28 protein-coding genes are annotated in these 26789 nt (G+C 68.2%); 16 read left to right on the top strand and 12 right to left on the bottom strand.

The features are described 5' to 3' along the window. Window positions 1-131: 131 nt before the first annotated feature. Window positions 132-692: a hypothetical protein gene (locus HPS01S_RS17260; protein WP_066158792.1), complete on the top strand. Its 561-nt coding sequence runs from the start codon at window positions 132-134 to the stop codon at window positions 690-692. 16 nt (window positions 693-708) lie between these two features. Here the strand turns inward: HPS01S_RS17260 and HPS01S_RS17255 are convergent, their stop codons facing one another. Genes HPS01S_RS17255 through HPS01S_RS17240 form a run of 4 tightly spaced genes read right to left on the bottom strand, consistent with a single transcriptional unit; the run spans window position 709 to window position 4938 of the window. Continuing rightward, on the bottom strand, window positions 709-2520 hold the full coding sequence (locus HPS01S_RS17255) for a M61 family metallopeptidase (RefSeq protein ID WP_066158789.1): 1812 nt from the start codon (window positions 2518-2520) through the stop codon (window positions 709-711). Next, window positions 2517-2990 carry a DUF3429 domain-containing protein gene (locus HPS01S_RS17250; protein ID WP_066158786.1) on the bottom strand — a complete coding sequence of 158 codons (474 nt, stop codon included), beginning with the start codon at window positions 2988-2990 and terminating at the stop codon, window positions 2517-2519. The genes HPS01S_RS17255 and HPS01S_RS17250 overlap by 4 nt, the downstream gene beginning before the upstream one ends. Window positions 2991-3019: 29 nt before the next feature. Continuing rightward, window positions 3020-3733 carry a DsbC family protein gene (locus HPS01S_RS17245; RefSeq protein ID WP_066158783.1) on the bottom strand — a complete coding sequence of 238 codons (714 nt, stop codon included), beginning with the start codon at window positions 3731-3733 and terminating at the stop codon, window positions 3020-3022. Window positions 3734-3777: 44 nt separating this feature from the next. After that, complete coding sequence (locus HPS01S_RS17240; protein WP_066158780.1) at window positions 3778-4938, bottom strand: FAD-dependent monooxygenase; 1161 nt, start codon at window positions 4936-4938, stop codon at window positions 3778-3780. A 33-nt stretch (window positions 4939-4971) separates the two neighbouring features. Here HPS01S_RS17240 and HPS01S_RS17235 point away from each other — a divergent pair, with 33 nt between their 5' ends. Further along, window positions 4972-5877, top strand: a complete 906-nt coding sequence (locus tag HPS01S_RS17235; RefSeq protein WP_066158777.1) for an MOSC domain-containing protein — start codon at window positions 4972-4974, stop codon at window positions 5875-5877. A gap of 17 nt (window positions 5878-5894) precedes the next feature. Here HPS01S_RS17235 and HPS01S_RS17230 read toward each other — a convergent pair whose 3' ends face one another. The 4 genes from HPS01S_RS17230 to HPS01S_RS17215 all read right to left on the bottom strand — a co-directional run bounded on the left by HPS01S_RS17230 (window position 5895) and on the right by HPS01S_RS17215 (window position 10194). Beyond that, window positions 5895-6818 carry a helix-turn-helix transcriptional regulator gene (locus HPS01S_RS17230; protein ID WP_066158774.1) on the bottom strand — a complete coding sequence of 308 codons (924 nt, stop codon included), beginning with the start codon at window positions 6816-6818 and terminating at the stop codon, window positions 5895-5897. Further along, window positions 6815-8878 carry a xanthine dehydrogenase family protein molybdopterin-binding subunit gene (locus HPS01S_RS17225; RefSeq protein ID WP_066158772.1) on the bottom strand — a complete coding sequence of 688 codons (2064 nt, stop codon included), beginning with the start codon at window positions 8876-8878 and terminating at the stop codon, window positions 6815-6817. Before HPS01S_RS17225 ends, HPS01S_RS17230 begins: the two co-directional genes overlap by 4 nt. Continuing rightward, on the bottom strand, window positions 8875-9345 hold the full coding sequence (locus HPS01S_RS17220) for a (2Fe-2S)-binding protein (protein ID WP_066158769.1): 471 nt from the start codon (window positions 9343-9345) through the stop codon (window positions 8875-8877). The genes HPS01S_RS17225 and HPS01S_RS17220 overlap by 4 nt, the downstream gene beginning before the upstream one ends. A 135-nt stretch (window positions 9346-9480) precedes the next feature. Next, window positions 9481-10194, bottom strand: a complete 714-nt coding sequence (locus HPS01S_RS17215; RefSeq protein WP_066158766.1) for a nucleotidyltransferase family protein — start codon at window positions 10192-10194, stop codon at window positions 9481-9483. Between the two features lie 66 nt (window positions 10195-10260). Here HPS01S_RS17215 and ychF point away from each other — a divergent pair, with 66 nt between their 5' ends. Both ychF and HPS01S_RS17205 read left to right on the top strand, forming a co-directional pair. After that, window positions 10261-11352, top strand: coding sequence for a redox-regulated ATPase YchF (gene ychF / locus HPS01S_RS17210; protein WP_066158763.1), 1092 nt, complete (start codon window positions 10261-10263; stop codon window positions 11350-11352). Between the two features lie 8 nt (window positions 11353-11360). Further along, window positions 11361-12134 carry an RNA pseudouridine synthase gene (locus tag HPS01S_RS17205; protein WP_066158760.1) on the top strand — a complete coding sequence of 258 codons (774 nt, stop codon included), beginning with the start codon at window positions 11361-11363 and terminating at the stop codon, window positions 12132-12134. On the opposite strand, the gene HPS01S_RS17200 is transcribed toward HPS01S_RS17205, so the two are convergent. Next, on the bottom strand, window positions 12119-13291 hold the full coding sequence (locus HPS01S_RS17200; protein WP_066158757.1) for an MFS transporter: 1173 nt from the start codon (window positions 13289-13291) through the stop codon (window positions 12119-12121). The two genes, HPS01S_RS17205 and HPS01S_RS17200, sit on opposite strands and share 16 nt — an antisense overlap. A gap of 33 nt (window positions 13292-13324) precedes the next feature. Further along, the gene (locus HPS01S_RS17195) at window positions 13325-13807 is read right to left on the bottom strand and encodes a YqaA family protein (protein ID WP_066158753.1); all 483 of its coding nucleotides are present in this window, start codon (window positions 13805-13807) and stop codon (window positions 13325-13327) included. Between the two features lie 143 nt (window positions 13808-13950). Between HPS01S_RS17195 and dusB the strand changes: the two genes are divergently transcribed. From dusB to HPS01S_RS17165, 7 genes are all read left to right on the top strand, one after another. Next, on the top strand, window positions 13951-14991 hold the full coding sequence (dusB, locus tag HPS01S_RS17190; protein WP_066158751.1) for a tRNA dihydrouridine synthase DusB: 1041 nt from the start codon (window positions 13951-13953) through the stop codon (window positions 14989-14991). After that, window positions 14988-15224, top strand: coding sequence for a helix-turn-helix domain-containing protein (locus HPS01S_RS17185; protein ID WP_066158749.1), 237 nt, complete (start codon window positions 14988-14990; stop codon window positions 15222-15224). Before dusB ends, HPS01S_RS17185 begins: the two co-directional genes overlap by 4 nt. Before the next feature lie 37 nt (window positions 15225-15261). Beyond that, on the top strand, window positions 15262-16860 hold the full coding sequence (gene purH / locus HPS01S_RS17180) for a bifunctional phosphoribosylaminoimidazolecarboxamide formyltransferase/IMP cyclohydrolase (RefSeq protein WP_066158747.1): 1599 nt from the start codon (window positions 15262-15264) through the stop codon (window positions 16858-16860). 151 nt (window positions 16861-17011) lie between these two features. Then, a complete protein-coding gene (locus HPS01S_RS17175; RefSeq protein ID WP_133155864.1) occupies window positions 17012-17428 on the top strand; it encodes an SxtJ family membrane protein in 417 nt (138 codons plus the stop codon). Window positions 17429-17436: 8 nt separating this feature from the next. Beyond that, window positions 17437-17589 (top strand): DUF5989 family protein, encoded by a 153-nt coding sequence (locus HPS01S_RS21985; protein ID WP_165961648.1) that lies wholly within the window; start codon window positions 17437-17439, stop codon window positions 17587-17589. Window positions 17590-17592: 3 nt separating this feature from the next. After that, complete coding sequence (locus tag HPS01S_RS17170; protein ID WP_066158744.1) at window positions 17593-19428, top strand: carbamoyltransferase family protein; 1836 nt, start codon at window positions 17593-17595, stop codon at window positions 19426-19428. A gap of 4 nt (window positions 19429-19432) precedes the next feature. Further along, window positions 19433-20428, top strand: coding sequence for an SGNH/GDSL hydrolase family protein (locus HPS01S_RS17165; protein WP_066158741.1), 996 nt, complete (start codon window positions 19433-19435; stop codon window positions 20426-20428). A 28-nt stretch (window positions 20429-20456) separates the two neighbouring features. Here the strand turns inward: HPS01S_RS17165 and hemL are convergent, their stop codons facing one another. Both hemL and thiD read right to left on the bottom strand, forming a co-directional pair. After that, on the bottom strand, window positions 20457-21755 hold the full coding sequence (gene hemL / locus HPS01S_RS17160) for a glutamate-1-semialdehyde 2,1-aminomutase (protein ID WP_066158738.1): 1299 nt from the start codon (window positions 21753-21755) through the stop codon (window positions 20457-20459). Window positions 21756-21762: 7 nt separating this feature from the next. Further along, window positions 21763-22713, bottom strand: a complete 951-nt coding sequence (thiD, locus tag HPS01S_RS17155; RefSeq protein ID WP_066158735.1) for a bifunctional hydroxymethylpyrimidine kinase/phosphomethylpyrimidine kinase — start codon at window positions 22711-22713, stop codon at window positions 21763-21765. Between the two features lie 127 nt (window positions 22714-22840). On the opposite strand from thiD, the gene HPS01S_RS17150 reads away from it, so the two are divergent. The 5 genes from HPS01S_RS17150 (at window position 22841) to HPS01S_RS17130 (ending at window position 26771) form a co-directional block, all read left to right on the top strand. Next, on the top strand, window positions 22841-23014 hold the full coding sequence (locus tag HPS01S_RS17150) for a rubredoxin (RefSeq protein WP_066158881.1): 174 nt from the start codon (window positions 22841-22843) through the stop codon (window positions 23012-23014). Between the two features lie 19 nt (window positions 23015-23033). After that, the gene (locus HPS01S_RS17145; RefSeq protein WP_371836602.1) at window positions 23034-23486 is read left to right on the top strand and encodes a response regulator; all 453 of its coding nucleotides are present in this window, start codon (window positions 23034-23036) and stop codon (window positions 23484-23486) included. Beyond that, window positions 23486-23851 carry a response regulator gene (locus HPS01S_RS17140; RefSeq protein ID WP_066158730.1) on the top strand — a complete coding sequence of 122 codons (366 nt, stop codon included), beginning with the start codon at window positions 23486-23488 and terminating at the stop codon, window positions 23849-23851. The genes HPS01S_RS17145 and HPS01S_RS17140 overlap by 1 nt, the downstream gene beginning before the upstream one ends. A gap of 28 nt (window positions 23852-23879) precedes the next feature. Beyond that, entirely contained in the window at window positions 23880-24419 is a 540-nt protein-coding gene (locus HPS01S_RS17135) for a chemotaxis protein CheW (RefSeq protein ID WP_066158728.1), read from the top strand. A 96-nt stretch (window positions 24420-24515) separates the two neighbouring features. After that, entirely contained in the window at window positions 24516-26771 is a 2256-nt protein-coding gene (locus tag HPS01S_RS17130; RefSeq protein WP_066158725.1) for a methyl-accepting chemotaxis protein, read from the top strand. Window positions 26772-26789: the final 18 nt, after the last annotated feature.

Raw genomic sequence — 26789 nt, 5'->3', positions numbered from 1 at the left:
CCCAGGTGATGTCTGCGGCGTGCTTGCGAAATTTGTCAGTCTGCCGTAAGTAATTCTTTGGGCTACAGGTTAAACCCCGCTATTCGATTGGGAGCACGGTGGCTACATTGCTTGCCATCTGTTGGGGTTTCATGGACAAGAACACACTGCTCGTCAAGACCGATAAAGGCCGGGATGCGATGGCGCGCCGGGCGCCGGAGCTCGGGCCCCGCCTGCGGTCCATGCTGATCCTCGTGGATGGCAAGCGCAACGTCGCCGAGCTCGACAAGCTCGGGGCGGGCCTGGGCGGCGGTGCGGCCTTGCTGGAGCAGTTGCTGGAGCACGGCTGGATCGCACCCCATGACCCGAATGGGCAGCCGCTCAGCACTGCCCCGCTGGCCGACAGCCCGCCTGCACCGGTCGCAGCGCCAGCGTTGTCCACTGCCTCGTCTTCCACCGCCGCGGCTGCACCCGCGGCAACGGTGTCGCCAACCCTGCCCTTCCTGGACGCGCGCCGCCTGGTGGTCCGTTTCATCAACGATGTCGCAGGACCCATGGGCGAGCTGACGGCGATCAAGGTCGAGTCCTGCAAGACGGCGCCCGAGTTGCAGGCCCAGCTGCCCCGCGTGCGCGAAGCACTGCAGAACTACCGGGGCGCGGCCACGGTGCAGCGGTTCGACCAGGAGATCGTGCCGCAACTGCCGCGCCACTGAGGCGGCCGGGCGCTGCTCAGCCGGTGGAGCAGCGGGTCAGCCAGTCGCCCAGGCGGGCAGCGTCCTCGACCGTCAGCCGCACGGCGGTGTCGTCGGCGGGCCAGGTCAGCGGGCAGCGCAGCAACCGCCCGTCGCGCGAAACCAGGGCCGTGAGCGCGCTGCGGGTGCCGCGCAGGGCCGCCACTTCGTCGAGCTTGCGCACGCGCCAGGCCTCGGCCGGCAGGCCGCGCCGCGCGGGGGCGAATTCCACGCCCAGCCACTCGTCGCCCGCCGCCAGGCCGGCCGCCTCGCCCGCGCCGCCGCGCAGCACGTTCTTGACCGTCAGGCCACTGCTGTCGGCTGCAACGCGCAGGCCCAGCGATTGCGCCAGCGGCGCCTTGTCGCGGTGCACCTTGGCGCCGGCCGCCGCCAGCAGGTCCAGCACCGGCAGGTCGGCCGTGCCGTGCACCCACTGGGCCAGTTCGGCGGCGAAACTGCGCTTGCCGAGCTGGCGCAGCACCGTGGACAGGTCGGACTCGCGCATCGGCCCGCCCTGCGTGCGATGCCAGAGCGCGCGCATCACCTCGTCCAGCGAGCCGCGGCCTTCGGCGCGCAGCGTGAGGTCCAGACACATCGCGACCAGCGCGCCCTTGGTGTAGTAGCTGATGGTGGCGTTGGGCGTGTTCTCTCCGACGCGGTAGTAGCGCGTCCAGGCGTCGAAGCTGGCCTGGGCCACGCTCTGCACGCGCTGGCCCGGGCTCTGCTGCACCTGGTTGATGGTCTTGGTCACCAGCTGCAGGTAGGTGGCGTCGTCGATCAGGCCGGCGCGGCGCAGGAACAGGTCGTCGTAGTAGCTGGTGAAGCCCTCGAAGAACCACAGCAGCTCGGTGTGGTTCTCGCGCGTGTAGTCGTAGCGCTTGAACTCGGCCGGTCGCAGGCGCTTGACGTTCCAGGTGTGGAAGTACTCGTGGCTGATCAGGCCCAGCAGCGTGGTGTAGCCGTCGGTCGCCTTGAGCGCGGCGGGTTTGTCGTCCTTGGCGCGTGTCTTAGGGAGATCCGTGCGCTGCGCGATCAGGGCTGTCGAGTTGCGGTGTTCCAGCCCGCCGTAGCCCTCGCCGCTGGCGTGCAGCATGAACACGTAGCGTTCGTAGGGTGGCTGGCCGTCGCCGTGCCAGAAGCGGATCTGTGCCTCGCAGATGCGGCGCGTGTCGTCCAGCAGGCGCTGGCCGTCGAACCAGCCGCCCGCGCCGCTGACCACGAAGCGGTGCGGCACGCCGCAGGCGCTGAACTCGCCGCTCCAGAACGTGCCCATCTCCACCGGGCAGTCGGCGAGTTCGTCGTAGTTCTGGGCCAAGTAGGTGCCGAAGCCCTGCTCGTTGGCCTTCACCGGGCTCAGGCCGGTGGCGACCTGCCAGCCGGCGGGCGCATCACCCGGCTGGATCTCGATGGCGTGCGACTCGTCCTCGCGGCCGGCCACCATCAGGCACAGGCAGGTGGCGTTGAAGAAGCCGCGCGTGGCGTCCAGGAAGGCGGTGCGCACCGAGGCGTCGAAGGCGTAGACCTCCCAGCGCAGGCTGAGCGTGCGCTGGCCGTCGTTGTCCACCTGCCAGCGGTGCTTGTCGAGCTGTTTCACCGCCAGCGCCTCGCCGCCCTGCGTCGCGCTCAGGTGCTGCAGGTGCTGCGAAAACTCGCGCACCAGGTAGCTGCCCGGAATCCAGACCGGCAGCGTGAGCTTCTGAGACCTGGCCGGGCGGTCGATGTCCAGCGTGACGGCGAACAGGTGGGCGCGGTGGCTCAGCGGCTCGACGCGGTAGCGCAGGCCAGGGGTCGTGGTTTTGTTGCGGCTCACAGGGCTCCCGCGCCGATGAAGCAGCTCAGCGCTGCGATGGAGGAAAGTCGGAAGCGCAGCGTGAGCCAGGCCTCCAGGCCGGCGCGGCGGTAAAGCGTGCGGTCGGCCAGGTAGCAGATGATCAGCACGAAGCCCAGCCAGGCCAGACCCGCGAAGGCGGGCATCAGCAGCCCGGGCCAGGCCAGCAGCGAGGGCACGATGCCCCAGAGGAAGTGGTTGCGCTGGTGGTGCGGGGCGTGCGGCAGCCCACGTTCATGGCGGCCACCGAGCCAGCCGATGCCCCAGTGAATGCCGCCGAGGAACGAGATGATCAGCGCCGCGTAGCCGGTCAGCGCGATCGCCACCCAGGGCTGCAGGGCCACGTCCACCAGCCACAGCAGCGCCGCCAGCATGACGAAGGGGATCAGACCGGCCTGGCCCAGGGTGCGGGCCAGCGCCGCGTCGTCGGGGTCGTGCAAAGGCAGGGTCATCGGCGAGGCGGCGTTTTCTTGAGGGCGTTTTACTTGGCTTCGGCCAGCAGCTTCTCGACGCGGTCGGCGCCGATGGCGCCCGGCACGCGGGTGCCGTTGGCGAAGATCAGGGTCGGCGTGCCGGTGATGCGGTTCTTCTTGCCGAACTCCAGGTTGCGGGCCAGAGCGGCGGTGTCGCAGCTGGCGGCCGCTGGCGTCACGTCCTTGACCATCCAGTCGAGGAAGGCCTTGCCCTTGTCCTTGGCGCACCAGATGTTGCGCGACTTGTCGGCCGAGTCCTGGCTCAGGATCGGGTAGAGGAAGACGTGCACGGTGACGTTGTCGATCTTGGTCAGGTCGCGCTCGAAGCGCTTGCAGTAGCCGCAGTTCGGGTCTTCGAACACGGCCACCTTGCGCTTGCCGTTGCCGCGCACGATGGTGAAGGCGTCCTTGATCGGCAGGTCCTTGAAGTCGATCTCGGTCAGCTTGGCCTGGCGCTTTTCGGTCAGGTCTTCCTGGGCACGCACGTCGATCAGGTTGCCCTGGATCAGGAAGTTGCCCTGCGCGTCGGTGTAGAAGATCTCGCTCTGGTTGACGCGCACCTCGTACAGGCCTTCCATCGGGGTCTTGCTGATCTCGTCGATGGGCGGCAGCTTGGGCAGGCGCTCGGTCAGGTTCTTGCGGATGGTGGCTTCCTGCGCGAAGGCACCCAGGCTGGCGAGGGCCAGGGCGAGCGCAATGGCGGAAGTGGTGAGGAATTTCATGGGTTCGCCTGTGGCGTGAAGGTTGATCGGGGGCCGACAGCGGTTCAGGCCGTCTGGCCCATGGCCTTGCGGGCCAGCCAGTGTTTCAGCGGTCCGAGACGGTCGACGCCGCTCATGCCCCAGTTGCGCAGCGCCTGCACGCGGCTGTCGGTCTGGCCGAACAGCCCGAACAGGCCATCGGTCAGCCAGCCCATGGTGCCCACCTCGGCCTGTCGCGCGCGCTCGTAGCGGCGCAGCAGCTTGAGGTCGCCCAGTTCGCGCCAGAACTCGCGCTCGTGGACCACGCGCGCCAGCTCTGCCGCGTCGGCCAGGCCGACGTTCAGGCCCTGACCGGCCAGCGGGTGCATGGCGTGGGCCGCGTCACCGGCCAGCGCCACGCTGCCCTGGGCCGTCTGCGCGATCCAGCGCCGGGCGCGGGACAGTTCCAGTGGCCAGGCCTGGGCCGGACCCTGCAGCTGCATGCCGCCCAGCGCCGAACCGCAGCGTTCCTGCACCGCCTGCGCCAGCGCCTGGGGATCGGCGGCCAGCCATTCTTCGGATTGCTGAGCAGGGACAGACCAGACCAGCGCCACGGAGTTCCCCTGCGCACCGTCCAGCGGCAGCAGGGCGAGGATTTCTCCACGGGCGAACCACTGGCGCGCGACGCCGCCATGGGGCTGTTCGGTGGTCAGGCGGGCCGCCACCGCCTTGTGGGGGTAGGGCCGGACGTCGAATTCCAGGCCCAGTTCCTCGCGGGTGGCGCTGCGCTTGCCTTCGCAGACCACGGTCAGCGCCGCCGGCACGGGTTCGTTCACACGCTCGATGCCACCCTGGAAGCCGATGGCATCGGCCAGGCGCTTTTCCAGCGCCGGCACGTCGACGATCCAGGTCAGCGCCTCCACGCCCTGGTCGGCGGCCGAGAAATGGAGGTCGCCGCCGTCGTCGCCGTGCACCTCCATGCGGCTGACGGGCGTCACGGCCGCGGGCCCGGCGTCGCCGTCTTCGGGCCAGGCCCGCAGCGACTGCAGCAGGGCGCGGGCGCTGGTGTTGAGGGCATAGGCCCGAACGTCGGGGGCGGCGGCAGGGGGGCGGGGAGAAGCCACCAGCGCCACCTTCAGGCGCTCGCGCGCCAGCAGCAGGGCCAGGGTCTGCCCGACCACGCCGGCGCCACGGATGCACACATCAAAACGCCGCGCGGCGGCCGGAGACGGGGAGGGGAGAGCCATCCGGGGATTTTAGGAGCAGGCCACAATCCGGGCATGAACACCCTCACCGAGTCCCCTGTGGCCGCCGCCGACGTCCAGGCCCGCATCGCCCAGCTCTGGGTCTACCCCGTCAAGTCCTGCGCGGGCGTGCCGCTGGAACAGGCGCTGCTCACGCCGACCGGCCTCGAATGGGACCGCGCCTGGATGGTGGTGGATGCGCAGGGCGGGTTCGTGACCCAGCGCGAGCTGCCGCGCATGGCGCTGATCCAGCCCGCGTTCAAGCTCGACCAGCTGGTGCTGCGCGCGCCGGGCATGCTGGCGCTGCACCTGTCGCTGGATGGCGTGGAGTCGCCGCGCCGCGTGCGGGTCTGGGACGACGAGGTCGACGCCTGGGACATGGGCGATCTGGCGGCGCAGTGGTTCAGTGACTTTCTGGGGCCGGACGCGCCTCAGGATCTGAAACAGCTGCGCCTGGTGCGCTTCGATCCGGAGGTGCGGCGCCTGTGCAGCCAGAAATGGACCGGCGGCCGCGAATCTGTGACGCAGTTCGCCGACGGCTTCGGCGTGCTGGTGGCGAGCACGGCCTCGCTGGACGAACTGAATGCCCGGCTGGCGACCGCGGGCGAGGCGCCGGTGGACCTGCGGCGCTTCCGGCCGAACATCGTGCTGTCGGACGTGGAACCGCACGACGAGGACCGCATCGCCGGCTGGCGCGTGCAGACCGAGGGCGGCGTGGCTGCGCTGGAAAACGTCAAGCCCTGCGCGCGCTGCCCGATCCCGAACATCGACCCGGCCACCGCTACCTCGACCCCCGCGGTCAGCGACGCCCTGCAGGCCTACCGGCAGGACCCGCGCCTGAACGGCGCCATCACCTTCGGCATGAACGCGATCGTGCTGCAGGGCGACGGGCTGGTGCTGAAGGTCGGGCAGGCCGTGGGCGCCGACTGGCAGTTCGACTGACGGCGGCCCGGCGCCGCTCAGCCGGCGCGGGCGAACTGCGCCCGGTAGCGGGCCGGTGTCATGGCGGTGGATTGCCGGAACTGCCGTGAAAAGTGCGGCTGGTCGGCGAAGCCGCAGTGGTAGCCCACCTCGGCCACCGACAGACCGCTGGTGGTGAGCAGGTCCGCCGCACACTGCACCCGGGTGGCGGTCAGCAGGCCGGAGAAGCTCAGCTGCCGCCGGGCCAGGTGGCGCTGCAGGCTGCGGGCCGACAGCGCACAGCTGCGGGCCAGGTCGTCCACCCGCCATGGACGTCCGGGGTCGGCACGCAGGGCGGCGTGCAAGGCCTCCAGCCAGCGGTCGCCGGACGCCGGGTGGGCCACGGGTGGGTGCGGGTCCCCGGCCACATCCGCGGCGTCCCAGCGCAGCTCCCAGGTGTGCAGGGATTCGGGCCAGGGGCCGTCGCGCCATTGGCCGTCCCGCCGCAGCCAGTGCCGGCCGCCCGCCGGGCGGGCCTGCACTGGCCGCCCCGCCACCCGCTCACACAGGGCGACCAGCAGGCCGAACACCAGCACGTCCTCGGCCGCCGTGGGCCGCTGGCCGGGCGACAGGGACAGGTGCTGCAACCGCACGCGACCGGGGCCTTCGGCCTCCACGCGGGTGCGGTGCCGGGAATGGACGAAGCGCTCCAGCCGCTGCCACCGCGCCAGCAGGTCCCAGGGGTCCGTCGCAAGCACCAGCGCCCGCAGCGTGGGTTCTTCGGGCAGCTCCCGGATCGCGTCGCCGATGCGCGCCAGGCCCGCCGGTCCGATCGACGGCCACAGCCCGGCCAGCAGGGCGCGCTTGTCGTCCAGCGCCACACGCCCCTGCTGCGCCGCCACGGGCGGCGGCGGGCGAAGGCCCTGGCGCCGCAGGCCATGGGCCACCAGCCGGAGCATTGCGGCCGAGGCGAAGTCGTTCATGGGCCGCGCCTGGCCAGCAGCGAGGGTTGCAGGGGAAAGCGGGTGAGGCGCACGCCGGTCGCATCGCGGATGGCGTTGGCAATGGCGCCGGCCGCGGCCACGATGGCGGTTTCACCGGCCCCGGCGGGCGGGCCGTCGTCGTCGATCAGCACGATGTCCATGGGCGGAGTGTCGCGCAGGCTCGGCACCGGCGCCTCGCCCAGGCTGCCGGCGGCGATGCGCGAGCCGGCCGCCTTCAGGCCGTCGTGCAGCACCATGCCCAGGCCCCAGACCAGGTTGCCTTCGCACTGCGCACGCACCTGGTCGGGGTTGATCACGGTGCCGCAGTCGTGGGCGCAGCGCAGCCGGGTCACCACCACCGTGCCGTCGGGCGCCACGCGCACCTCCGCGAGCACGGCGGCGTGGCTGCTGGCCTTGTAGGTGCCGCAGGCCACGCCGCGTCCGACGCGGTCGCTCCCGGCGGCGGGTGTCGGCGCCGGCACGCCGTCGACCACGGTGCGCAGCACCCGGGCCAGGCGCGGGTCACCGATGTGGCGCAGCCGGAACGCCACCGGGTCGGCGTCGGCCAGACGGGCGCACTCGTCGATGGCCGACTCGATGGCCAGCGCGTTGGGGCCGGCGCCCAGGCCGCGCCAGGGGCCGGTGAACACCGGCAGCCGCGTCACCGCGAACTCGGTGCGGCGGCGCTGGGCGCGGTAGGGCAGGTCGGCGCCGCGCGCCACGCCGCGGTCGCCCACCAGGTCGGCCAGACGCTGCATCCAGACCGGCATGCCGGCGTTGGTGAACAGGATGTGGCTGCTCGAGAACGCGTGCCACCAGTCGACCAGCTCGCCGTTGCGCACACGGGCGCGGATGCGGTGGCTCGACGGCGGGCGGTGGAAGCCCTGCCGGTACTCCTGGGCGCGCGTCCACTGGACCTTGACGGGCGCGCCGGTGACATGGGCCAGCACCGCGGCCTCCAGCTCCACCGTGCACAGGGTGCGGCCGCCGAACGCGCCGCCAATGCGGCACGCCTGCACGCGCACGCCCGCCTCGTCCAGCCCGAGGCTGCGCGCGATCACATCGCGCACATAGAACGCGTCCTGCGTGCCGGCCCAGACCTCCAGCACGCCGTCCGCGCCCTTCGCGGCCACCGCGGCGCGCGGCTCGATGGCGTTGTGCGCCGCCAGCGGCGTGTCGATGCGCAGCTCCAGGTCCCAGGCAGCGCTGCGGTCGATGGCGTCGTCGTGGATCTGGTTCCCCAGCCTGCCGCCGGCCAGGTGCCGGTCGATGTCGATCAGCCGGTCGATGTCGGCCTGCTCGAACGCGTCGTCGTGCTGCCAGCGGGGTGCCAGCGCGGCCTCGATCCGGTCCAGCGTCCCGGGGGTGCGCGCCACGATGCCCAGCCCCGGACTGAGCCGCTGCATCAGGCGCTCGTCCTGCACGAGGGCCACGAACCCCGGCACGGCGCGCGCCGCGGCCTCGTTCCAGCCCGCCAGCCGCGACGGCCGGTCGGCGGAAACCGGGGCGCGCAGCACCCGGCCGAACACCATGCCGGGCAGGCGCACGTCGGCCGCGTACAGCGGGGCGCCGGTGACGATGGCGCGCCCCTGTTCCAGCGGCACGCGCCGGCCCACGAGGCGGGCGCCGGACCGGAACGCGCGCAGCTCGTTCATCGGTCGGGGCTCGGCGCTGCGCACGCCCGTGGTGTGGCCGGCCGCGAGTGCGTCGCGCAGCGTGGCGCAGGCCTGCGCGAGCGGCAGCGCGAAGTCCTTGACCGATTCGCTGCCCACGGTGGCGCGCACGCGGGGTATGTCCTGGGTGTGCGGCAGCCGCAGGGTGACGCGGTCCCAGTCCACGCCGAGTTCCTCGCAGGCCACCTGCTTGAGCGCGGTGGCGATGTTCTGGCCCATCTCGGCGCGCGGCAGCAGCAGCTCGTAGCGGCCGTTGGCGTGGCGGACCCAGCCCAGGGCATCGTCGTAGGCCGCCGCCGGGCGTTTGGGGATCACGGGGATGGCGCAGCCGGCGACAAAGCCCACGGCCAGCACACCCCCGGCCTGCAGGAGCTGCCGCCGCTTCATTGCCCACCCCGCAGGGTCTGCGCGGCGCGCTGCACCGAGGCCCGGATGCGCTGCTGGGTGCCGCAGCGGCAGAGGTTGCCGGACAGGGCCGCGTCGATGTCCGCCGCGTTCGGCGAAGGGCGCTGCCGCAGCAGCGCCACGGTGGCCATGATCTGCCCCGACTGGCAGTAGCCGCACTGCGGCGTGGCCTGGTCCAGCCAGGCCTGCTGCACCGGGTGCAGGTCACCGTCCGAGGCTGCCAGGCCTTCGATGGTCTCCACGCGGGAGGCACCCACCGCCACCACCGGCGTGAGGCAGGCGCGTCGCGGCTGGCCGTCGATCAGCACCGTGCAGGCGCCGCACTGGCCCGCGCCGCAGCCGAACCGGGTGCCGGTGAGGCCCAGCGCCTCGCGCAGCACCACCAGCAAGCTTTCGTCCTGCCAGTCGGGCGGGACCTCCCGGACGCTGTGGTTGACCTGGATCTGCATGAGGGTCTCCGCGTGGTGAACACGCGTGCAATGTGCCGCACACAGGCCGGTGCGGTCTTGAACAATCGCGCCACGCCCGCGCCGACGCAGAAGGCCGCTCCAGGGCGGAGCGGATCACATGGATGCCGAGGCTGCCTATGAGGCGGTGGGGTGCCGGGTTGGCAACGGTGCTTCGACCAGCGGACCGGCTGGCCAGCGCAGTCGCTGGCCGGTGCGCGCGGCCAGCGACTCGATGTCGTCCGGGCTGTCCACGTCGGTCCGGTAGCGCGTGTTGGTGGTGGCCCAGCGGTGCACGGCCTGCGGGTGGGCCTGCTGCCATTGCCTGCAGCCCACGCGCGCCTCGCTGGCCAGGATCTGTTCGCGCACTGTCTGGCTGAACACCACCGGGTTGCCGGGCAGGCCGTCCACCGTGGGCTGCACGACCTCGGTGTCGGCGGGCCGCATCCGGTAGGCGCCGATCAGGTCGCGGATGTCCTGCGAATGGATCAGGGGCTGGTCGGCCAGGGCCACCAGCACGGCGTCGATCTGGCCGGGCAGCGCCTGCAGGCCCAGCCGCAGCGACGAGATCTGGCCTGCGTCCGGGTCGGGGTTGTGCGCCAGCGTGACCGGGAAGTCGCGTACCACCGGTTCGATGCGGTCGGCGTAGTGGCCCAGCACTACCACCAGCTCGTCCGCACCCGCGCCCGAAAGCGCGGTCAGCAGGCGCCGGATCAGCGGCACCCCGTCCAGTTCCAGCAGGCACTTGGGTTGGTGGCCCATGCGCGAGGCCGACCCAGCCGCCAGCAGCACCGCGCCGATGCGCGGGGGTGGCGGGTGGTGTGGCAAGGGGGACGTTGCGGGGATGGCCATGGGCGTCCAGATTAACCGTTTCAGGCCCGTCGCTTACACTTTCGGGTTGATTTTTCGAGGTATTCCATGAGTCTCCAATGCGGCATCGTCGGCCTGCCCAACGTCGGCAAGTCCACTCTTTTCAACGCCCTGACCAAGGCCGGCATCGCCGCTGAAAACTACCCCTTCTGCACCATCGAGCCCAACACCGGCGTGGTGGAAGTGCCCGATCCGCGCCTGGCCCAGCTGGCCGAGATCGTCCAGCCCGAGCGCGTGGTGCCGGCCATCGTGGAGTTCGTGGACATCGCCGGCCTGGTGGCCGGTGCCAGCACCGGCGAAGGCCTGGGCAACAAGTTCCTGGCCCACATCCGCGAGACCGACGCCATCGTCAACGTGGTGCGCTGCTTCGAAGACCCGAACGTGATCCACGTCGCCAACAAGGTCGACCCGATCGCCGATATCGAGGTCATCCAGACCGAGCTCTGCCTGGCCGACCTGGCTTCGGTGGAGAAAGCCATCCACCGCATCAGCAAGGTGGCGCGCGCCGGGGACAAGGAGGCCATCAAGCAGCTGGCCATCCTTGAGAAGTGCCAGACCGCACTCAACGACACCCAGCCGGTGCGCACCATCGACTTCAGCAAGGAAGAGCGCGCCCAGCTCAAGCAGTTCTTCCTGATCACCGCCAAGCCGGCCATGTTCGTGGCCAACGTGTCGGAGGACGGTTTCGAGAACAACCCCTTCCTGGACCGCCTCAAGGCCTTCGCCGAGAAGCAGAACGCGCCCGTGGTCGCCATCTGCGCCAAGATCGAGGCCGAACTCTCCGAGATGGACGACGCCGACCGGCTGGAATTCCTCAAGGAACTGGGCCAGGACGAGCCGGGCCTGAACCGCCTGATCCGCGCCGCCTACAAGCTGCTGGGCCTGCAGACCTACTTCACCGCCGGCGTGAAGGAAGTGCGCGCCTGGACCATCCACGTCGGCGACACCGGCCCGCAGGCGGCCGGCGTGATCCACACCGACTTCGAGAAGGGCTACATCCGCGCCCAGACCATTGCCTTCGACGACTTCATCGCCTACAAGGGCGAGCAGGGCGCGAAGGATGCCGGCAAGATGCGCGCCGAGGGCAAGGACTACGTCGTCAAGGACGGCGACGTGATGAACTTCCTGTTCTCGTCCTAATCTCTGACATGTCCGACACCGGCCGGCCCGAACCGCAACGCCTGGCCAAACGCCTGGCCGCGCAGCTGCCCTGCTCGCGCGGCGACGCCGAGCGTTACATCGCCGGCGGCTGGGTGCGGGTCGATGGCGTGGTGGTTGAAGAACCCATGGAGCGGGTGCGTGACGAACAGGTGGTCACCCTCGATCCGAAGGCCAAGCTCGAATCGCTGGCCTCTGTGACGCTGATCTGGCACAAGCCGGCGGGGCATGTCCTGCCCGAGGCACCGCTTCTCCCCGACGACATCGCTGCGCGCTGGTTCACCCCGGAGCTGCGCTTTGCCGGCGACCGTTCGGGCGTGCGCCCGCTCAAGGCGCACCGCCACAAGCTGCTGGCGGTGGCGCCACTGGGCGAGCTGGCCAGCGGCCTGATGGTGTTCACCCAGAACCCCGGCGTGGCGCGCAAGATGACCGACGACGCCACCCAGCTGGAGCACGAATGGCTGGCCGAGGTGGCGGCCGATCCGGCGCTGGAAGACGAGGCGCGGCGCGACGAGGTGCTCCGGTCGCTGGGCAAGCCCGCGTTCTTCGACGGCTGGGCGGTGCCGACGGCGCGCGCCAGCTGGCAGAGCGAGTTTCGGCTGCGGCTGGCGATCAAGGGCAACCGGCCCGGACAGGTTCCACACCTGTGCGAACGCGCCGGCCTGCAGCTCACCGGCTTGCGGCGTCTGCGGCTGGGCCGCATCGCCCTGGCCGGGCTGCCGGTGGGGCAGTGGCGCTACCTGATGCCTTACGAACGCTTCTGAGCCTTCGAGGCGCGAGCGCTCAGGCCCATGGCCAGCAGCATCAGCGCCAGCCCGACCCAGTGCAGCCGCAGCATGTGGCCTTGCGCAATCAGCGCGCCGCCCAGCGCGGCGCCCAGTCCCTGGCCGGCGTATATCGCCGAGGTGTTGAGCGCCACGGACGCCGGCGCCAGCACTGGAGACAAGTGCACCAGGCGCGCCTGCTGGGCCGAGTTGCTGGCGAAGCAGCCCAGCGCCCAGGGCACCATCACCAGGGCCTGCGCCACCAGCCCCGCATGACCGAGGGGCCAGAACATGAGGCTGGTGGCCATCAGCAGCAGGGAAATCTGGACGGCACGCGGAGCGCCCAGCCGGTCGACCCAGCGGGTGAGCGCGATGTTGCCGAACAGGCCGAAGGCACCGAACCACAGGAACAGCATCGAGAGCACCGCAGCGCTGGCCGACAGCGTCTGCTGCAGATAGGGCGCGAAGTACGCGAACAGGATGAACTGTCCGAACGCGGACAGCAGGGTGACACCCAGCGCCAGCACCAGCGGCGCCGACCCCAGCGTCTGGCCCCAGGCGGCCCGTGACAGGGCCGCCGGCCGCACGCCGTCGGGCATGGCGCGCCAGACCCAGGCGGCGCTGCCGACGGCCAGCACCGCGACCAGCGCGAATGCCCAGCGCCAGCCCAGCACGCCGCCGATCCAGGCCGACAGCGGCATGCCCAGCACCGAGGCCACCGACCATCCCAGGAACACGAAGGAAATGGCGCGCCCGCGCTGCGCCTCGGGCACCAGCAGGCCGATGCAGGCGGCCGCCTGCGGGGTGAAGACGGCTGGCGCCACCACCGCCAGCACGCGCAGCGGCAGCAGACTCAGGTAGCCGGGAGCGAGGGCGCTCAGTCCCATCAGCAGCGCGTACCAGAGCAGGGTCAGGGTGAGCAGGCGGCGCCGGTCCCAGCCGGCGACCAGGGTGGCGAACAGCGGTGCGCCCAGGCCCATCATGATGGCCGCCGCGGTGATCAGCTGGCCGGCCTGAGGGATCGACACGTTCAGCGACTGGCTGATGTCGGTCAGGGTGCCCGGCACCGCCATCACGCCGGTGCCGATCACGAAGTTGCCGGTCATCAGCGCCCAGAGGGCGGACGGCGGGCGCGCATGGTGAGACGGGGTGGACATCGGTGCAGTATCGCGGGCGGGTGGGGCTGTCGGTCAGAACGACAGTCCCCCCGGGAACACCCACAGCAGCAAGGCCGTGAGCACGATGTAGCGCAGCAGCTTGCCCACGGCCATCCACGCGACACAAGGCCAGAACGGAAAGCGCAGCCAGCCCGCCACCGCGCACAGCGGGTCGCCGATCACTGGCAGCCAGGCCATCACGCAGGCCTTGGGGCCGAAGCGCTGCAGCCAGTCCAGCGCGTGCAGTTCGGTGGACTTGTGGCGCGCCCGGTCGACCACCCGGTGGGCGCCGGCGCCGATGAACCAGTTGAGCGCGCCGCCTGCGGTGTTGCCCACCGTGGCCACCGCGATGGCCGGCCAGAACAGCTCCGGGTTGAGCTTGAGCAGGCCGAACAAGGCGGCTTCCGAACCGACCGGCAGCAGCGTGGCCGACACGAAGGACACCACCAGCAGGGCGCCCAGGCCGGCCTCGGGCATGGCCAGCCAGTGCAACAGGGAACTCAGCCAGTCGGACATGTGCGGGGTGTGGGTATCAAGGTGCAACCGGTGGTCGGGATATCGTCTGCTGAAAAAACAGGCAGATACAATGCGCATCCCCTTCGCGCGGGCGACGCCGCCTTCGCCGCGACACCCACCCTCCAGACCATTCTCCCATCGCCATGCAACTGGGTCCGTACACCCTGCCGAATGCCCTGTTCGTTGCGCCCATGGCGGGGGTGACGGACCGGCCGTTCCGCAAACTGTGCAAGCGGCTGGGTGCAGGGTATGCGGTCAGCGAGATGGTCACCAGCCGGCCCGATCTGCAGGACAGTCTCAAGACCTCGCGCCGCGCCGACCACAGCGGCGAGCCCGGCCCCATCGCGGTGCAGATCGCCGGCACCGACGCGCAGATGATGGCCGACGCCGCGCGCTACAACATCGACCGCGGCGCGCAGATCATCGACATCAACATGGGCTGCCCGGCCAAGAAGGTCTGCAACAAGTGGGCCGGCTCGGCCCTGATGCAGGACGAGGTGCTGGCACTGCAGATCGTCGAGGCGGTGGTCGAGGCGGCCGCGCCGCACGGCGTGCCGGTCACGCTCAAGATGCGCACCGGCTGGTGCGCCGACGTGAAGAACGCGCCCGTGATCGCGAAGGCCGCCGAAGCCGCGGGCGTGCAGATGCTGACGGTGCACGGCCGCACACGCGAGCAGGGCTATCGTGGCCTGGCCGAACACGACACCGTGGCCGCGATCAAGCGCACGGTGCGCATTCCCGTGGTCGCCAACGGCGACATCGACAGCCCGCACAAGGCGGTCGAGGTGTTGCGCCACACCGGCGCCGACGCGATCATGATCGGCCGCGCGGCCCAGGGCCGGCCCTGGATCTTCCGCGAGATTGCGCACTTCCTGGCGACCGGCCAGGAGCTGCCGGCGCCCGACCTGATGGAAGTCAAGGCCTGGCTGCTCGATCACCTGGAAGATCACTACAGCCTGTACGGCGAGTACACCGGCGTGCGCAGCGCGCGCAAGCACCTGGGCTGGTATGCCCAGGCGCTGCCCCTGCCCGCGGGCGAGGCCGCGACGTTCCGCCAGCGCGTCAACGTGCTCACGACCGCCCAGGCGCAGCTGGACTGCGTGCGCGACAGCCTGGACGCCTGGGCCATGGCCGGCCAGCAAGAAGACAACCACACCCGAGAAGACTGGAAACTGGCAGCATGAGCAACCACAACCTGCACGACTGTGTGCGTGCCAGCATCGAAAGCTATTTCCGCGACCTCGACGGCACCGACCCGGCCGGCCTGCACGACATGCTGGTCAAGGCGGTCGAGAAGCCCTTGCTCGAAGTCGTGATGCAGCAGTCGCAGAACAACCAGTCGCGCGCCGCGCAATGGCTGGGGCTCAATCGCAACACGCTGCGCAAGAAGCTGCTCGAACACAAGCTGATCGACTGAACGATCCCCCGTTTTTCAAACTTCCCGACCCCACCCCATGCGCGCACTTCTCTCCGTCTCCGACAAGACCGGCATCGTCGAATTTGCCCAGGCCCTTCACAGCCTCGGCGTGACCCTTCTCTCCACCGGCGGCACGGCCAAGCTGCTGTCCGACAAGGGCCTGCCCGTCACCGAAGTGGCCGAGGTCACGAACTTCCCCGAAATGCTGGACGGCCGCGTCAAGACCCTGCACCCCAAGGTGCACGGCGGCCTGCTGGCCCGGCGTGAGCTGCCCGAGCACATGGCCGCGCTGAAGGAGCAAGGCATCGAGACCATCGACCTGCTGGTGGTCAACCTCTACCCGTTCGAGGCCACCGTGGCCAAGGCCGGCTGCACCCTGGCCGACGCGATCGAGAACATCGACATCGGCGGCCCGGCCATGGTGCGCAGCGCCGCCAAGAACTGGAAGGACGTGGGCGTGGTCACCGACGCCGGCCAGTACGAGGCCGTGATCGCCGAACTCAAGGCTGCTGGCAAGCTCTCCGACAAGCTGCGCTTCGCGCTGTCGGTCGCGGCTTTCAACCGCATCGCCCAGTACGACGGTGCCATCAGCGACTACCTGTCGTCGGTGACGTTTGAAGAAGAGAAGCTGGCCGAAAGCTATGTGCCGGCGCGCAACCTGTTCCCCGGCCAGTCCAACGGCCAGTTCATCAAGGTGCAGGACCTGCGCTACGGCGAGAACAGCCACCAGCAGGCCGCGCTGTACCGCGACCTGTACCCGGCCCCCGGCTCGCTGGTCACCGGCGTTCAATTGCAGGGCAAGGAACTGTCCTACAACAACATCGCCGATGCCGACGCCGCCTGGGAATGCGTCAAGAGCTTCGAGGCACCGGCCTGCGTGATCGTCAAGCACGCCAACCCCTGCGGCGTGGCCGTCGGCAAGGATGCGCACGAGGCCTACGCCAAGGCCTTCCAGACCGACCCGACCAGCGCCTTCGGCGGCATCATCGCCTTCAACCGCACGGTGGACAAGGCCGCGGCCGAGGCTGTGGTCAAGCAGTTCGTCGAGGTGCTGATGGCACCCGACTTCACGGCCGAAGCGCTGGAGATCTTCAAGCCCAAGGTCAATGTGCGCCTGATGAAGATCGCCATGCCCAAGGGCGGCGCCAGCGCCTGGGACCAGGGCCGCAACGCCATGGACGCCAAGCGCGTGGGTTCGGGCCTGCTGCTGCAGACCGCGGACAACCACGAGCTGGCGCTGGCCGACCTCAAGGTGGTCACAGTCAAGCAGCCCACGTCCGAAGAGCTGCAGGACCTGCTGTTCGCCTGGAAGGTGGCGAAGTACGTGAAGTCCAATGCCATCGTGTTCTGCAAGAACGGCATGACCATGGGCGTGGGCGCGGGCCAGATGAGCCGCCTCGATTCCGCCCGCATCGCCAGCATCAAGGCAGAGGCTGCGAAGCTGAGCCTGCAAGGCACGGTCGTCGCGAGCGACGCCTTCTTCCCGTTCCGCGACGGTCTGGACGTGGTGGTGGACGCGGGCGCGACCTGCGTGGCTCAGCCGGGCGGTTCGATGCGCGATCAGGAGGTCATTGATGCGGCGAATGAGCGCGGTGTGGCGATGGTGTTCACGGGGGTGCGCCACTTCCGCCACTGAGGCGCGGTCCCGACTGAACGCAAAAGGGCTCTTCGGAGCCCTTTTGCGTTGTTAAGAGCAAGATAAGTCGCAGCAGATACAAACGCAGCACCCGTCGTGACGGGGTGTTGAGCGCCAGACCGGCCCGGCCCCGTGACCCACAAGTCCTGCCATGCGCTCTGCTTCGTCCTTCGCCCCTTCCGATTCGTTCAACCGCTCGTTCGGCCTCCTGGTCATGGCGGTGTGTGTGGCTGGTGCCGTGATTGCGCAGACCCGTCACGCGGTCATCGGCTGGAGCGTGGCCGCGGTGGTCGGCGCCTTGTGCATGGGGGCTCTGGCCCTGTGGGCTCCGCGCAAGCTGACTCCCCTCAGCAAGGCCTGGATGGGACTGGGCAGACTGATGGGCCGGGTGGTGAATCCGCTCGTGTTCGGCCTCATGTTCTTCGTTCTCATCACCCCTGTTGCATGGGTGATGCGCCTGCGGGGGCGGGACGCACTGAAGCTGCGTCTGGACGCCTCCGCGCGCTCGTACTGGGTGGACCGGCAACCGCCGGGTCCCCGCCCCGAATCGTTCAAACATCAGTTCTGAGGTCGGACATGCTGGAGATCGTCAAGGAGTTGTGGGCGTTCCTGCGCACGCGCAAAAAAGTGTGGCTCGCGCCCATCATCGTCATCGTGGTGCTGCTGGGCCTGCTGCTGATCGCCGCAGAGACCTCGGTCATCGCGCCCCTGATCTACACGCTGTTCTGAACGATGAACATCATCGGTATCTCCGCCTACTACCACGACTCGGCGGCCTGTCTGGTGCAGGACGGACGCATCGTGGCAGCGGCCCAGGAAGAGCGGTTCACCCGCAAGAAGCACGACGCCGGCTTTCCGCTGCAGGCGATCCGGTACTGCCTGGCCGAAGCCTCGCTCGGGGCGGCGGACATCGACCACGTGGTGTTCTACGACAAACCCTTCCTGAAGTTCGAGCGCCTGCTGGAAACCTACCTGGCGTTTGCGCCCCGCGGGTTTCAGAGCTTTGCCACCTCGCTGCCGGTGTGGATCAAGGACAAGCTGTTCCAGAAGAGTGTCCTGGTGCGCGAGCTTCAGGAGCAGTTGGACCAGGGGGTCGACTGGTCGTCGAGGCTGCTGTTTTCAGAACACCACCACAGCCACGCGGCGTCGGCGTTTTTCCCTTCGCCGTTTGAAGAGGCCGCGGTGCTGACGATGGACGGCGTGGGTGAGTGGACCACTACCTCGCTGGCGATCGGTCGGGGCAACAGCCTGGACATCCACCGGGAGATCCACTTTCCTCATTCCCTGGGTCTGCTGTACTCGGCCTTCACCCACTACACGGGCTTCAAGGTCAACTCCGGCGAATACAAGGTCATGGGCCTGGCGCCCTATGGCGAGCCGCGCTTCGCCGACAAGATCAAGGAACACCTGATCGACCTGCGCGAAGACGGCTCGTTCCGGCTGAACATGGCCTATTTCGACTACTGCACCGGCCTGACCATGACCAACAGCCGGTTCGACGAGCTGTTTGGCGGGCCGGCACGCAAGGCCGAGGCCCAGCTCACTCAGCGCGAGATGGACCTGGCGGCCTCGGTCCAGGCGGTCACCGAAGAGGTGGTGATCAAGCTGGCGAAGGGCATTCGCAAGAGCACCGGGCAGCGCAACCTGTGCCTGGCCGGCGGCGTGGCGCTCAACTGCGTGGCCAACGGCAAGCTGCTGCGCGAGCGGGTCTTCGACCACATCTGGGTGCAGCCCGCATCGGGCGATGCGGGTGGCGCGATCGGCGCGGCGCTGGGCGCCCACCACATCCTGCTGGGCCAGCCCAGGTCCGTGGGACCTGGCGACACCATGAGCGGCTCGTACCTGGGCCCGGCCTTCGCGCAGGACGATATCGAGGCCCGCCTGCGCCGGGCCGGAGCGGTCTTCACCACACTGGACGACGACGCCCTGATCGACGCCACCGCCGACGCGCTGGCCCGCGGCTGCGCCGTGGGCTGGCACCAGGGCCGCATGGAGTTTGGTCCCCGGGCACTGGGCGGCCGGTCGATTCTGGCCGACCCCCGCTCCCCCTCGGTGCAGAAACAGCTCAACCTGAAGGTCAAGTACCGGGAGTCCTTCCGGCCATTCGCACCCAGCGTGCTGCGCGAAGATGTGCAGGACTGGTTCGACATCGACGTGGACAGCCCCTACATGCTGATGGTGGCCGACGTGGCCAAGGAGCGGCAGTCGCCCATGACGGCAGAGCAGCAGAAGCTGTTCGGCATCGACAAGCTCAATGTCCCGCGCTCGTCGATTCCCGCCATCACGCACGTTGACTACTCGGCGCGCATCCAGACGGTCCACGCCGACACGAATCCGCGCTACCACCGCCTGATCTCACGGTTCAAGGAGCTGACAGGCTGCCCGGTGCTGGTCAACACCTCGTTCAACGTCCGGGGCGAGCCGATCGTCTGCACCCCCGAAGACGCTTTTCACTGCCTGATGGGCACGGGCATCGAGTTTCTGGCCGTGGGCAACTGTGTGATGCGCAAGGAAGACCAGAACCCTGCGCTGTTGAGGGACTACCGCAATGCCTACGAACTCGACTGAAACCTTGTCCGCTGGCAAGCGGCTGGTGTTCTACCTCGTGCTGCTGAGCCCCTTCCTGGCCCTTGTGGGCGGTGGTCTGTACCTCGTGCTGGGCACGTCCCTGGTCCAGGATGTGTACCTGGCGTCGTGGCGCAACCTGGAAACGCCCTGCATGCGGTGGACCGACGAAGGGTACGGCTACAAGGCCAAGCCCGGGCCATGCGTCCTCAACAATCTGGAATACCAGACGGTGATGACGTTCGACGAAGAGGGCTTTCGCAACGCCGACACCAGGGCGCCTTCCGATGTGGTGCTGATCGGGGACTCGCACACCCAGGGCTTCGGCGTCAAGGACGCCGAGTCGTTCCCGGAGGTCCTCCGAAGCCGCTACCACCTCCGGACCAAGAATCTCGGCATTTCCTCTTACGCCACCCTGCGCGAGCTGGAGTCGCTCAAGGCCTATTCGGGTGGAGCGAAGGTGGTGGTCCTCCAGTACTGCAACAACGACGCCGACGAGAACAAGCGGGCGGTGGAGAGCACGCGGGAGGAGTTCCTGCGGCAGGTCCACTCGCGCTGGCTGCACATGCAGGCCCGCTACCACGACAACAAAGCGCGCGGCCCCATCGCTCCGGTGCTGGACTTGGCGCATGCGATCTACAAGGGTGACTACAAGAGCCGGGCCCGGTTCGAGGCGCGCAGCCTGGCGCGCAACATGCCCTGGGAGGCGGACAACTTCGCCAAGATCGTCGCGCGCTACCGCCCAGTGCTCGAAGGCAAGAAGCTCATCGTGTTCGAGTCCAGTGGCTACGGCTTCAACCACCCCGGCTTCAAGAGCACATTCGAAGCGGCCCTGTCACAGCATGCGCCCGGTCTGGACGTGGTGGTGCTGGACAGCCAGGCCCTGCTGAAGCGCTCGGACTACTACCGCATCGACGACCACCTCAACCCCCAGGGGCACGAGCACCTGGCGCAGATCCTCTCGCCCCTGATCACCGACGGCCTCAAGTCCCCCGCGCCCTGACGCAACCGCGGGGGAACAGCGAGACCATTTACCGGAGTGAGGCGAACACTTCGCGCGCCGCCGCGACTGTGGCCGCGATGTCGTCCGCGGTGTGCGCCGCGCTCACAAAGCCTGCTTCGTACAGGGCGGGCGCGATGTACACGCCCCGGTCCAGCAGACCGTGGAACAGGGCGTTGAACTTCGCGCCCTCGGTCTTCATCACGGTGGCGTAGTTCTGCGGCAATTCGGGCATCAGGAAGAAGCCGAACATGCCGCCCTGGCAGTCCACGCTGAACGGAACACCTTCGGCATCAGCCGCGGCCTTCAGACCATCCACCAGCGAGCGGGTGGTGGCCGACAGGGCTTCGAAGAAACCGGGCTTCTGGATTTCTTTCAGCGTGGCCAGACCGCAGGCCGTGGCCACGGGGTTGCCCGATAGCGTGCCTGCCTGGTAGACACCACCCAGCGGAGCGAGGTGTTCCATTACCGCGCGTTTGCCACCGAAGGCCGCCAGCGGCATGCCGCCACCGATCACCTTGCCCATCACTGTCATGTCGGGTTCAAAGCCGGGAATCAGCGACGCGTAGTGGCCTTGCGCGCTGCCCAGACCGACGCGGAAGCCCGTCATCACCTCATCGAACACGAACAGTGCGCTGTGCTGGGTGCACAGCTCGCGAATGCGCTTGACGAACGGCACGCTGGCGCGCACAAAGTTCATGTTGCCCGCGATCGGCTCGATGATCACGCAGGCGATGTCGGCGCCGTGCTCGGCGAACGCGGCCTCGATCTGTGCCACGTTGTTGTATTCGAGCACCAGGGTGTGCTGCACCACCTCGGGCGGCACGCCGGCGCTGGTGGGGTTGCCGAAAGTGGCCAGGCCCGAGCCGGCCTTGACCAGCAGGGCGTCGGCGTGGCCGTGGTAGCAGCCTTCGAACTTGATGATGGTCTTGCGCCCGGTGGCGCCGCGGGCCAGCCGGATGGTGCTCATGCCGGCCTCGGTGCCGGAGCTCACCAGGCGCACCATCTCAAGGCTGGGCACCAGCTTGACGATCTCTTCGGCCAGTTCGACTTCGCGCTCGGTGGGTGCGCCGAAGGAGAAACCTTCTGTGGCCGCCTTCTGCACCGCTTCGAGCACGGCAGGGTGGCCATGGCCCAGGATCATCGGGCCCCAGGAGCCGATGTAGTCGATGTACCGCTGGCCGTTGGCGTCCCAGAAATAGGCGCCCTGTGCGCGCTGCACGAAGCGCGGCGTGCCGCCGACCGCGCGGAAGGCGCGCACCGGGGAGTTCACGCCGCCGGGGATCAGCTGCTTGGCGCGTTCGAAGAGATCAAGGTTGCGGTCGCTCATGGATGGTTCAGTGCTTGGTGGTGTCCAGGGGAAAGTCGTCGGCGTCCAGCTGGCTGTCCGGCGAAGGCGTTTCGCCGGCGGCGCCTTCGGGGGCCTCGTCGCCCTCGTCCTCGTGCGCCCAGAACAGCCGGTCGGGAACGGCATGACCCATGCCGGGCTGGAACCCGGCGTCCAGACACTGGTCCAGATAGGTCAGTGCCTCTGCGCAGGCCGATTGCAGGTCGGCGCCGGCGGCGATCAGGGCGCACAGCGCGGCGGACAGCGTGTCGCCCGCGCCGCCGAAGGTCGCCTCAAAGCGCTCGTAGCGAGCGGTGGCCAGCACGGCCTCCGGGCTGGCCAGGTGGCTCTCAAGGTACTGGTCGGCGGCGTTGAAGCCAGTCACCAGGGTGTAGGGCACGCCATGCACCGCCGCCGCCCGGGCCACCTCGCGGGCGTTGGGAGGACGGTCGCCCTCCCACTCGGGCAGAAGCCAGCGGCAAAGGGTGCTGTGGTTGCCGACCAGCACGGTGGTCTGTGGCAGCAGCAGCTCGACACAGGCGTCGAGATAGGTCTCGATGGCGAGTTCGTCCCACCACGAGAGGTCGGGCATGTAGGTGACCACCGGGACATCGGCGTAGTCGGTGGTGATGCCGGCGATCGCGCTGAGATTTTCCGGGTTGCCGACGAAACCGACCTTGAAGGCCTTGACCGGCATGTCTTCGAGCGCACAGCGGGCCTGGTCGGCGACGGCTTCTTCGTCAAAAGCGATGTGGTCGTGGATTTCGGAGGTGTCCCGGATGTAGGAGCCCGTCACCACCGCCAGCACATGGGCAGAGGCGCTGGACATGGCTGTGATGTCCGCCGCCAGTCCACCGGCTCCGCTGGGGTCGTTGGCGTTGAAAACCATGACGCATGGCAGCGAAGTTTCACCAGGCTCCACTGCGTTGGCGGGCAGGGGAGGGGCGGGGTTTTGGGGCATTGTGAACGCAGCGTGTTACGCGTAAATCGGTATCTGGCGCCTTGGGGATTTCCACCAGCGCGAGCTCAGCGGCGGCCCTCCGTGGCTCGATACAATGACCGGATTCTATGACAATGCCTTCGCTGACATGACCGAAACCAAGACTTGGATGTGCCTGATCTGCGGGTGGATTTACGACGAGGCCGCAGGCTCACCCGAGCACGGTATCGCACCGGGAACCGCGTGGGCGGATGTTCCGATGAACTGGACATGCCCCGAGTGTGGCGCCCGCAAGGAAGACTTCGAGATGGTCCAGATCTGACGAGCCTGCGCCTCGGCGTATGCTGCAGGCTGGCACCCCGTCACCCTCCCTCCACACCATACAGGAGCGACCAGCAGTGAATCCGACGCCCACATTCAAAGTTCTGGTGGTCGACGACAGCAACACCATCCGTCGCAGTGCAGAAATCTTTCTCAAGCAGGGCGGGCACGAGGTGCTGCTGGCAGAGGATGGTTTTGATGCGCTGGCCAAAATCAACGACTACCTGCCCGACATCGTGTTCTGCGACATCCTGATGCCGCGGCTGGACGGGTACCAGACCTGCGCGATCATCAAGCGCAACGCCCGATTCGCCAACATTCCGGTCGTGATGCTGTCGTCCAAAGATGGCGTGTTCGACAAGGCGCGGGGCCGCATGGTCGGCTCGCAGGAATACCTCACCAAACCGTTTACCAAAGACCAGCTGCTGCAGGCCGTGCAGCAGTTTGGCGCCCACCTCACCGGAGCCGCATGATGCCGATTCAGAAGATTCTCGTTGTGGACGATTCCAAGACCGAGCTCATGGTTCTGTCCGATCTATTGGTGAAAAATGGCTACAAGGTGCGAACCGCTGAGAATGCGGAAGAGGCCTTTCGTCGGCTCGGGGAGGAAAAGCCGGAACTGATTCTGATGGACGTGGTGATGCCCGGTCAGAATGGATTTCAGCTGACGCGGGCCATCACCCGCGACCCCCAATACTCTGATATTCCCATCATCATGTGCACCAGCAAGAACCAAGAGACGGACCGCGTCTGGGGAATGCGCCAGGGTGCACGCGACTACGTGACCAAGCCAGTCAACGCAGAAGAACTGATCTCCAAGATCCGGGCTCTCGGTTGACGCGGCAACCGGGCGAACGACTGAACGCATGGCCAACCGTCAATCCCTCAAAGACCTTCAGGTGCGCCTCGCGGAGCGCCTGACCGCAGCCAGAACCGAGGGGGCCTCGGCATCCTGGCTTGCTTTGGAGGCCGGCGGCGGGCGTTTCCTGGTACCGCTGGTTCAGTCGGGCGAAATCTTTCCGTGGACCAGCCTGCAGACAGTGCCGTACACCAAGCGGTGGTACGCCGGGGTGGCCAGTCTTCGGGGTGGTCTGCACGGCGTGGTCGATCTGGCTCTGCTGTCCGGGCGGCTCGCAGCGGCTTCCGCCGCCAGGGTGTCTGACCGTGTGACATCAGAGTCGCGACTGGTGAGTCTGCACTCCGCGCTGGGTGTGAACGCCGTTCTGTGGATCGACCGCCTGCTGGGGCTGCGCAACCCCTCCATGTTTGCGTCTGTGATGGAACGGGATGCACAGGCGCCCGCTTGGTACGCCCGCCGTTTCACCGACAAGGATGGTCAGGAGTGGCAGGAGCTGAACCTTCAGGCGCTGTCCCATGACCCGGAGTTTCTCGCCATCGCGGCCTGATGTGCATCGCCATGCGGTGCACGGGTGGCAGGTCGTCATCAATAACGTGTGAGCGGATCCCGATGGATCCCGTCTTTTCTGTTGGAAGGTTGTTTCATGGCCATGCTTGATCGAATCCAGGGGATGTTCCGCAAGAACGGGGCCGACGATCCCGATCTGAGCGACCTCGCCGAACAGGACGTGGCCCGCATCGCTGCCGAGCGGCTAGATGAGTCGCGCAACGATGCAGATTTTGCGGAGAGTCGCCTGAGCTCCGATGGTCCGGAGCCAGCCGACCTGGAGCTTGGGGTGCTCAGCCTGCCGGTGCTTGGTCGGCGGAGCGCGGAGCAGCATCGTCGTACCCTGGGCACCTTGCTGTTGTTTGCGGTGGTGCTGTTGACGGCGGTGGTGTTCTTCGTGCTGAACAAGACCGAGAAAGTGGGTCAGCAAGTGGCTGCCAGCGGTCAGGCACTGATGCAGTCGCAGCGGCTGGCCAAGAGTGTGTCCCAGGCCCTGATTGGCAACCCGGCTGCCTTCGCTGAAGTGAAGGACAGTGCCGACGTGCTGTCTCGCAACGTGCGTGGCTTCAAGCAGGGTGATGATGCACTGGGACTGAGCCCTCTGGGCCCCGAGTTTGAGGGGTTGCTGGGCGAGTTGCTGCCCAAGGTGGATTCCGCCGAGCGCAATGCCGGCGTGGTGCTGTCTCAGCAAAAGATCCTGACCCAGGTGGGTGACGCGCTTCGCTCCATCAACCGCCAGTCGTCCGACCTCCTGGAAATCGCTGAAACAGTCTCTTCTCTGAAGCTGCAACTTGGCGCTCCCCCGACCGAGATCTCGGCGGCAGGCCAGTTGGTGATGCTGACGCAGCGCATCGGCAAATCGGCGAACGAGTTCCTGACCATGGAAGGCGTGAGCCCCGAGGCCGTGTTCCTGCTGGGCAAGGACCTGAACACCTTCAAGGAAATCGCTGAAGGCCTGCTCAACGGCAGCGCCGAGCTGCGCCTGAAGTCCACCACCGATCCTCAGATCCGCGAGCGGCTGGAAGCCCTGCTGAAGCTGTACGAGCAAACCCGCACCGACGCTGGTGCCATTCTGGGCAACCTGCAAGGTCTGGTGGCGGCCCGCGAGGCGCAGGCCGGCGTGATCGGCGACAGCGAGCCGTTGCGGACGGGTCTCGAGAGCCTTCAGAGCCAGCTGTCTGCCGCCTCCGGTCTGGGCGGGGGTGAGCTGTTCGCCATGGTGGCGTCGGCGCTGTTTGCGCTGGCCTGTGGCGCGGCGCTGGCGTATGTCCAGTTGCTCGAAAGCCGCCAGCGTCAGCTGATCGCAGAAAGCCAGCGTGTGGCGGCCGAAGCGCAACAGCAGGACGCCAAGCGCGTCAATGATGCCAACCAGGCCGCCATTCTGCGGCTGATGAACGAACTGCAGACGGTGGCCGAAGGCGATCTAACGCAGGAAGCCACGGTGACGGAAGACATCACCGGTGCCATTGCCGACTCGGTGAACTACACGGTGGAAGAACTGCGATCGCTGGTGGGCAACGTGCAAGCCACTGCAACACGGGTGGCCCAGACGACGTCGGCGGTGGAGAGCACCTCGACCGAACTGCTGGCCGCGTCCACGGAACAGCTGCGCGAAATCCGCGAAACCGGCCAGTCGGTGCTAGACATGGCGCAGCGCATCAACGACGTCTCCGGACAAGCGCAGGAATCGGCTCGTGTGGCCCGCTCGTCTCTGCAAGCCGCAGAGTCCGGTCTGCAGGCTGTGCAGGACGCCATCGGTGGTATGAACGCCATCCGCGACCAGATCCAGGAAACCTCCAAGCGCATCAAGCGGCTGGGCGAGTCGTCGCAGGAGATTGGTGAAATCACCGAGCTGATTTCCGACATTACCGAACAGACCAACGTGCTGGCCCTGAACGCCGCCATCCAGGCCGCGTCCGCCGGTGAAGCCGGTCGCGGCTTCTCGGTGGTGGCGGAAGAAGTGCAGCGCCTGGCCGAACGCTCCGCAGATGCCACACGCCAGATTGCTGCGCTGGTGAAGGCGATTCAGACCGACACGCAGGACGCGGTGGCCGCCATGGAGCGCTCCACGCAGGGTGTGGTGGAAGGGGCCAAGCTGTCCGACAACGCCGGTACCGCCCTGTCCGAGATCGACCGCGTGTCGCGCCGTCTGGCCGAGCTGATCGAGCAGATCTCCAGCGCCACGCTACGCGAAGCCGAGTCTGCCAACGAAGTGGCCGGCAACATCCAGCACATTTTCGCGGTGACCGAGCAGACCGGTGAAGGTACGCGTTCGACCGCCGCGCAGGTGCGTGAGCTGTCCTCCATGGCCGAGGAACTGAGGCAGTCGGTGGCCCGATTCAAGATCGCCTGATCGGCCGTCAGGCCTGAC

Origin of the sequence: Hydrogenophaga pseudoflava NBRC 102511, assembly GCF_001592285.1 — a bacterium.
Taxonomy (GTDB): domain Bacteria; phylum Pseudomonadota; class Gammaproteobacteria; order Burkholderiales; family Burkholderiaceae_C; genus Hydrogenophaga; species Hydrogenophaga pseudoflava.
Note: the sequence above shows the minus strand (reverse complement) of the source record. Positions and strands in the feature narration are given on the sequence as shown.

What these genes read in the sequence shown, in the direction of transcription:
- HPS01S_RS17260 (WP_066158792.1), top strand. Translation starts at nt 132, where the DNA reads ATGGACAAGAACACACTGCTCGTCAAGACCGATAAAGGCCGGGATGCG.
- HPS01S_RS17250 (WP_066158786.1), bottom strand. Translation starts at nt 2,990, where the DNA reads ATGACCCTGCCTTTGCACGACCCCGACGACGCGGCGCTGGCCCGCACC.
- HPS01S_RS17245 (WP_066158783.1), bottom strand. Translation starts at nt 3,733, where the DNA reads ATGAAATTCCTCACCACTTCCGCCATTGCGCTCGCCCTGGCCCTCGCC.
- HPS01S_RS17240 (WP_066158780.1), bottom strand. Translation starts at nt 4,938, where the DNA reads ATGGCTCTCCCCTCCCCGTCTCCGGCCGCCGCGCGGCGTTTTGATGTG.
- HPS01S_RS17235 (WP_066158777.1), top strand. Translation starts at nt 4,972, where the DNA reads ATGAACACCCTCACCGAGTCCCCTGTGGCCGCCGCCGACGTCCAGGCC.
- HPS01S_RS17230 (WP_066158774.1), bottom strand. Translation starts at nt 6,818, where the DNA reads ATGAACGACTTCGCCTCGGCCGCAATGCTCCGGCTGGTGGCCCATGGC.
- HPS01S_RS17225 (WP_066158772.1), bottom strand. Translation starts at nt 8,878, where the DNA reads ATGAAGCGGCGGCAGCTCCTGCAGGCCGGGGGTGTGCTGGCCGTGGGC.
- HPS01S_RS17220 (WP_066158769.1), bottom strand. Translation starts at nt 9,345, where the DNA reads ATGCAGATCCAGGTCAACCACAGCGTCCGGGAGGTCCCGCCCGACTGG.
- HPS01S_RS17215 (WP_066158766.1), bottom strand. Translation starts at nt 10,194, where the DNA reads ATGGCCATCCCCGCAACGTCCCCCTTGCCACACCACCCGCCACCCCCG.
- ychF (WP_066158763.1), top strand. Translation starts at nt 10,261, where the DNA reads ATGAGTCTCCAATGCGGCATCGTCGGCCTGCCCAACGTCGGCAAGTCC.
- HPS01S_RS17205 (WP_066158760.1), top strand. Translation starts at nt 11,361, where the DNA reads ATGTCCGACACCGGCCGGCCCGAACCGCAACGCCTGGCCAAACGCCTG.
- HPS01S_RS17200 (WP_066158757.1), bottom strand. Translation starts at nt 13,291, where the DNA reads ATGTCCACCCCGTCTCACCATGCGCGCCCGCCGTCCGCCCTCTGGGCG.
- HPS01S_RS17195 (WP_066158753.1), bottom strand. Translation starts at nt 13,807, where the DNA reads ATGTCCGACTGGCTGAGTTCCCTGTTGCACTGGCTGGCCATGCCCGAG.
- dusB (WP_066158751.1), top strand. Translation starts at nt 13,951, where the DNA reads ATGCAACTGGGTCCGTACACCCTGCCGAATGCCCTGTTCGTTGCGCCC.
- HPS01S_RS17185 (WP_066158749.1), top strand. Translation starts at nt 14,988, where the DNA reads ATGAGCAACCACAACCTGCACGACTGTGTGCGTGCCAGCATCGAAAGC.
- purH (WP_066158747.1), top strand. Translation starts at nt 15,262, where the DNA reads ATGCGCGCACTTCTCTCCGTCTCCGACAAGACCGGCATCGTCGAATTT.
- HPS01S_RS17175 (WP_133155864.1), top strand. Translation starts at nt 17,012, where the DNA reads ATGCGCTCTGCTTCGTCCTTCGCCCCTTCCGATTCGTTCAACCGCTCG.
- HPS01S_RS21985 (WP_165961648.1), top strand. Translation starts at nt 17,437, where the DNA reads ATGCTGGAGATCGTCAAGGAGTTGTGGGCGTTCCTGCGCACGCGCAAA.
- HPS01S_RS17170 (WP_066158744.1), top strand. Translation starts at nt 17,593, where the DNA reads ATGAACATCATCGGTATCTCCGCCTACTACCACGACTCGGCGGCCTGT.
- hemL (WP_066158738.1), bottom strand. Translation starts at nt 21,755, where the DNA reads ATGAGCGACCGCAACCTTGATCTCTTCGAACGCGCCAAGCAGCTGATC.
- thiD (WP_066158735.1), bottom strand. Translation starts at nt 22,713, where the DNA reads ATGCCCCAAAACCCCGCCCCTCCCCTGCCCGCCAACGCAGTGGAGCCT.
- HPS01S_RS17150 (WP_066158881.1), top strand. Translation starts at nt 22,841, where the DNA reads ATGACCGAAACCAAGACTTGGATGTGCCTGATCTGCGGGTGGATTTAC.
- HPS01S_RS17145 (WP_371836602.1), top strand. Translation starts at nt 23,034, where the DNA reads ATGCTGCAGGCTGGCACCCCGTCACCCTCCCTCCACACCATACAGGAG.
- HPS01S_RS17140 (WP_066158730.1), top strand. Translation starts at nt 23,486, where the DNA reads ATGCCGATTCAGAAGATTCTCGTTGTGGACGATTCCAAGACCGAGCTC.
- HPS01S_RS17135 (WP_066158728.1), top strand. Translation starts at nt 23,880, where the DNA reads ATGGCCAACCGTCAATCCCTCAAAGACCTTCAGGTGCGCCTCGCGGAG.
- HPS01S_RS17130 (WP_066158725.1), top strand. Translation starts at nt 24,516, where the DNA reads ATGGCCATGCTTGATCGAATCCAGGGGATGTTCCGCAAGAACGGGGCC.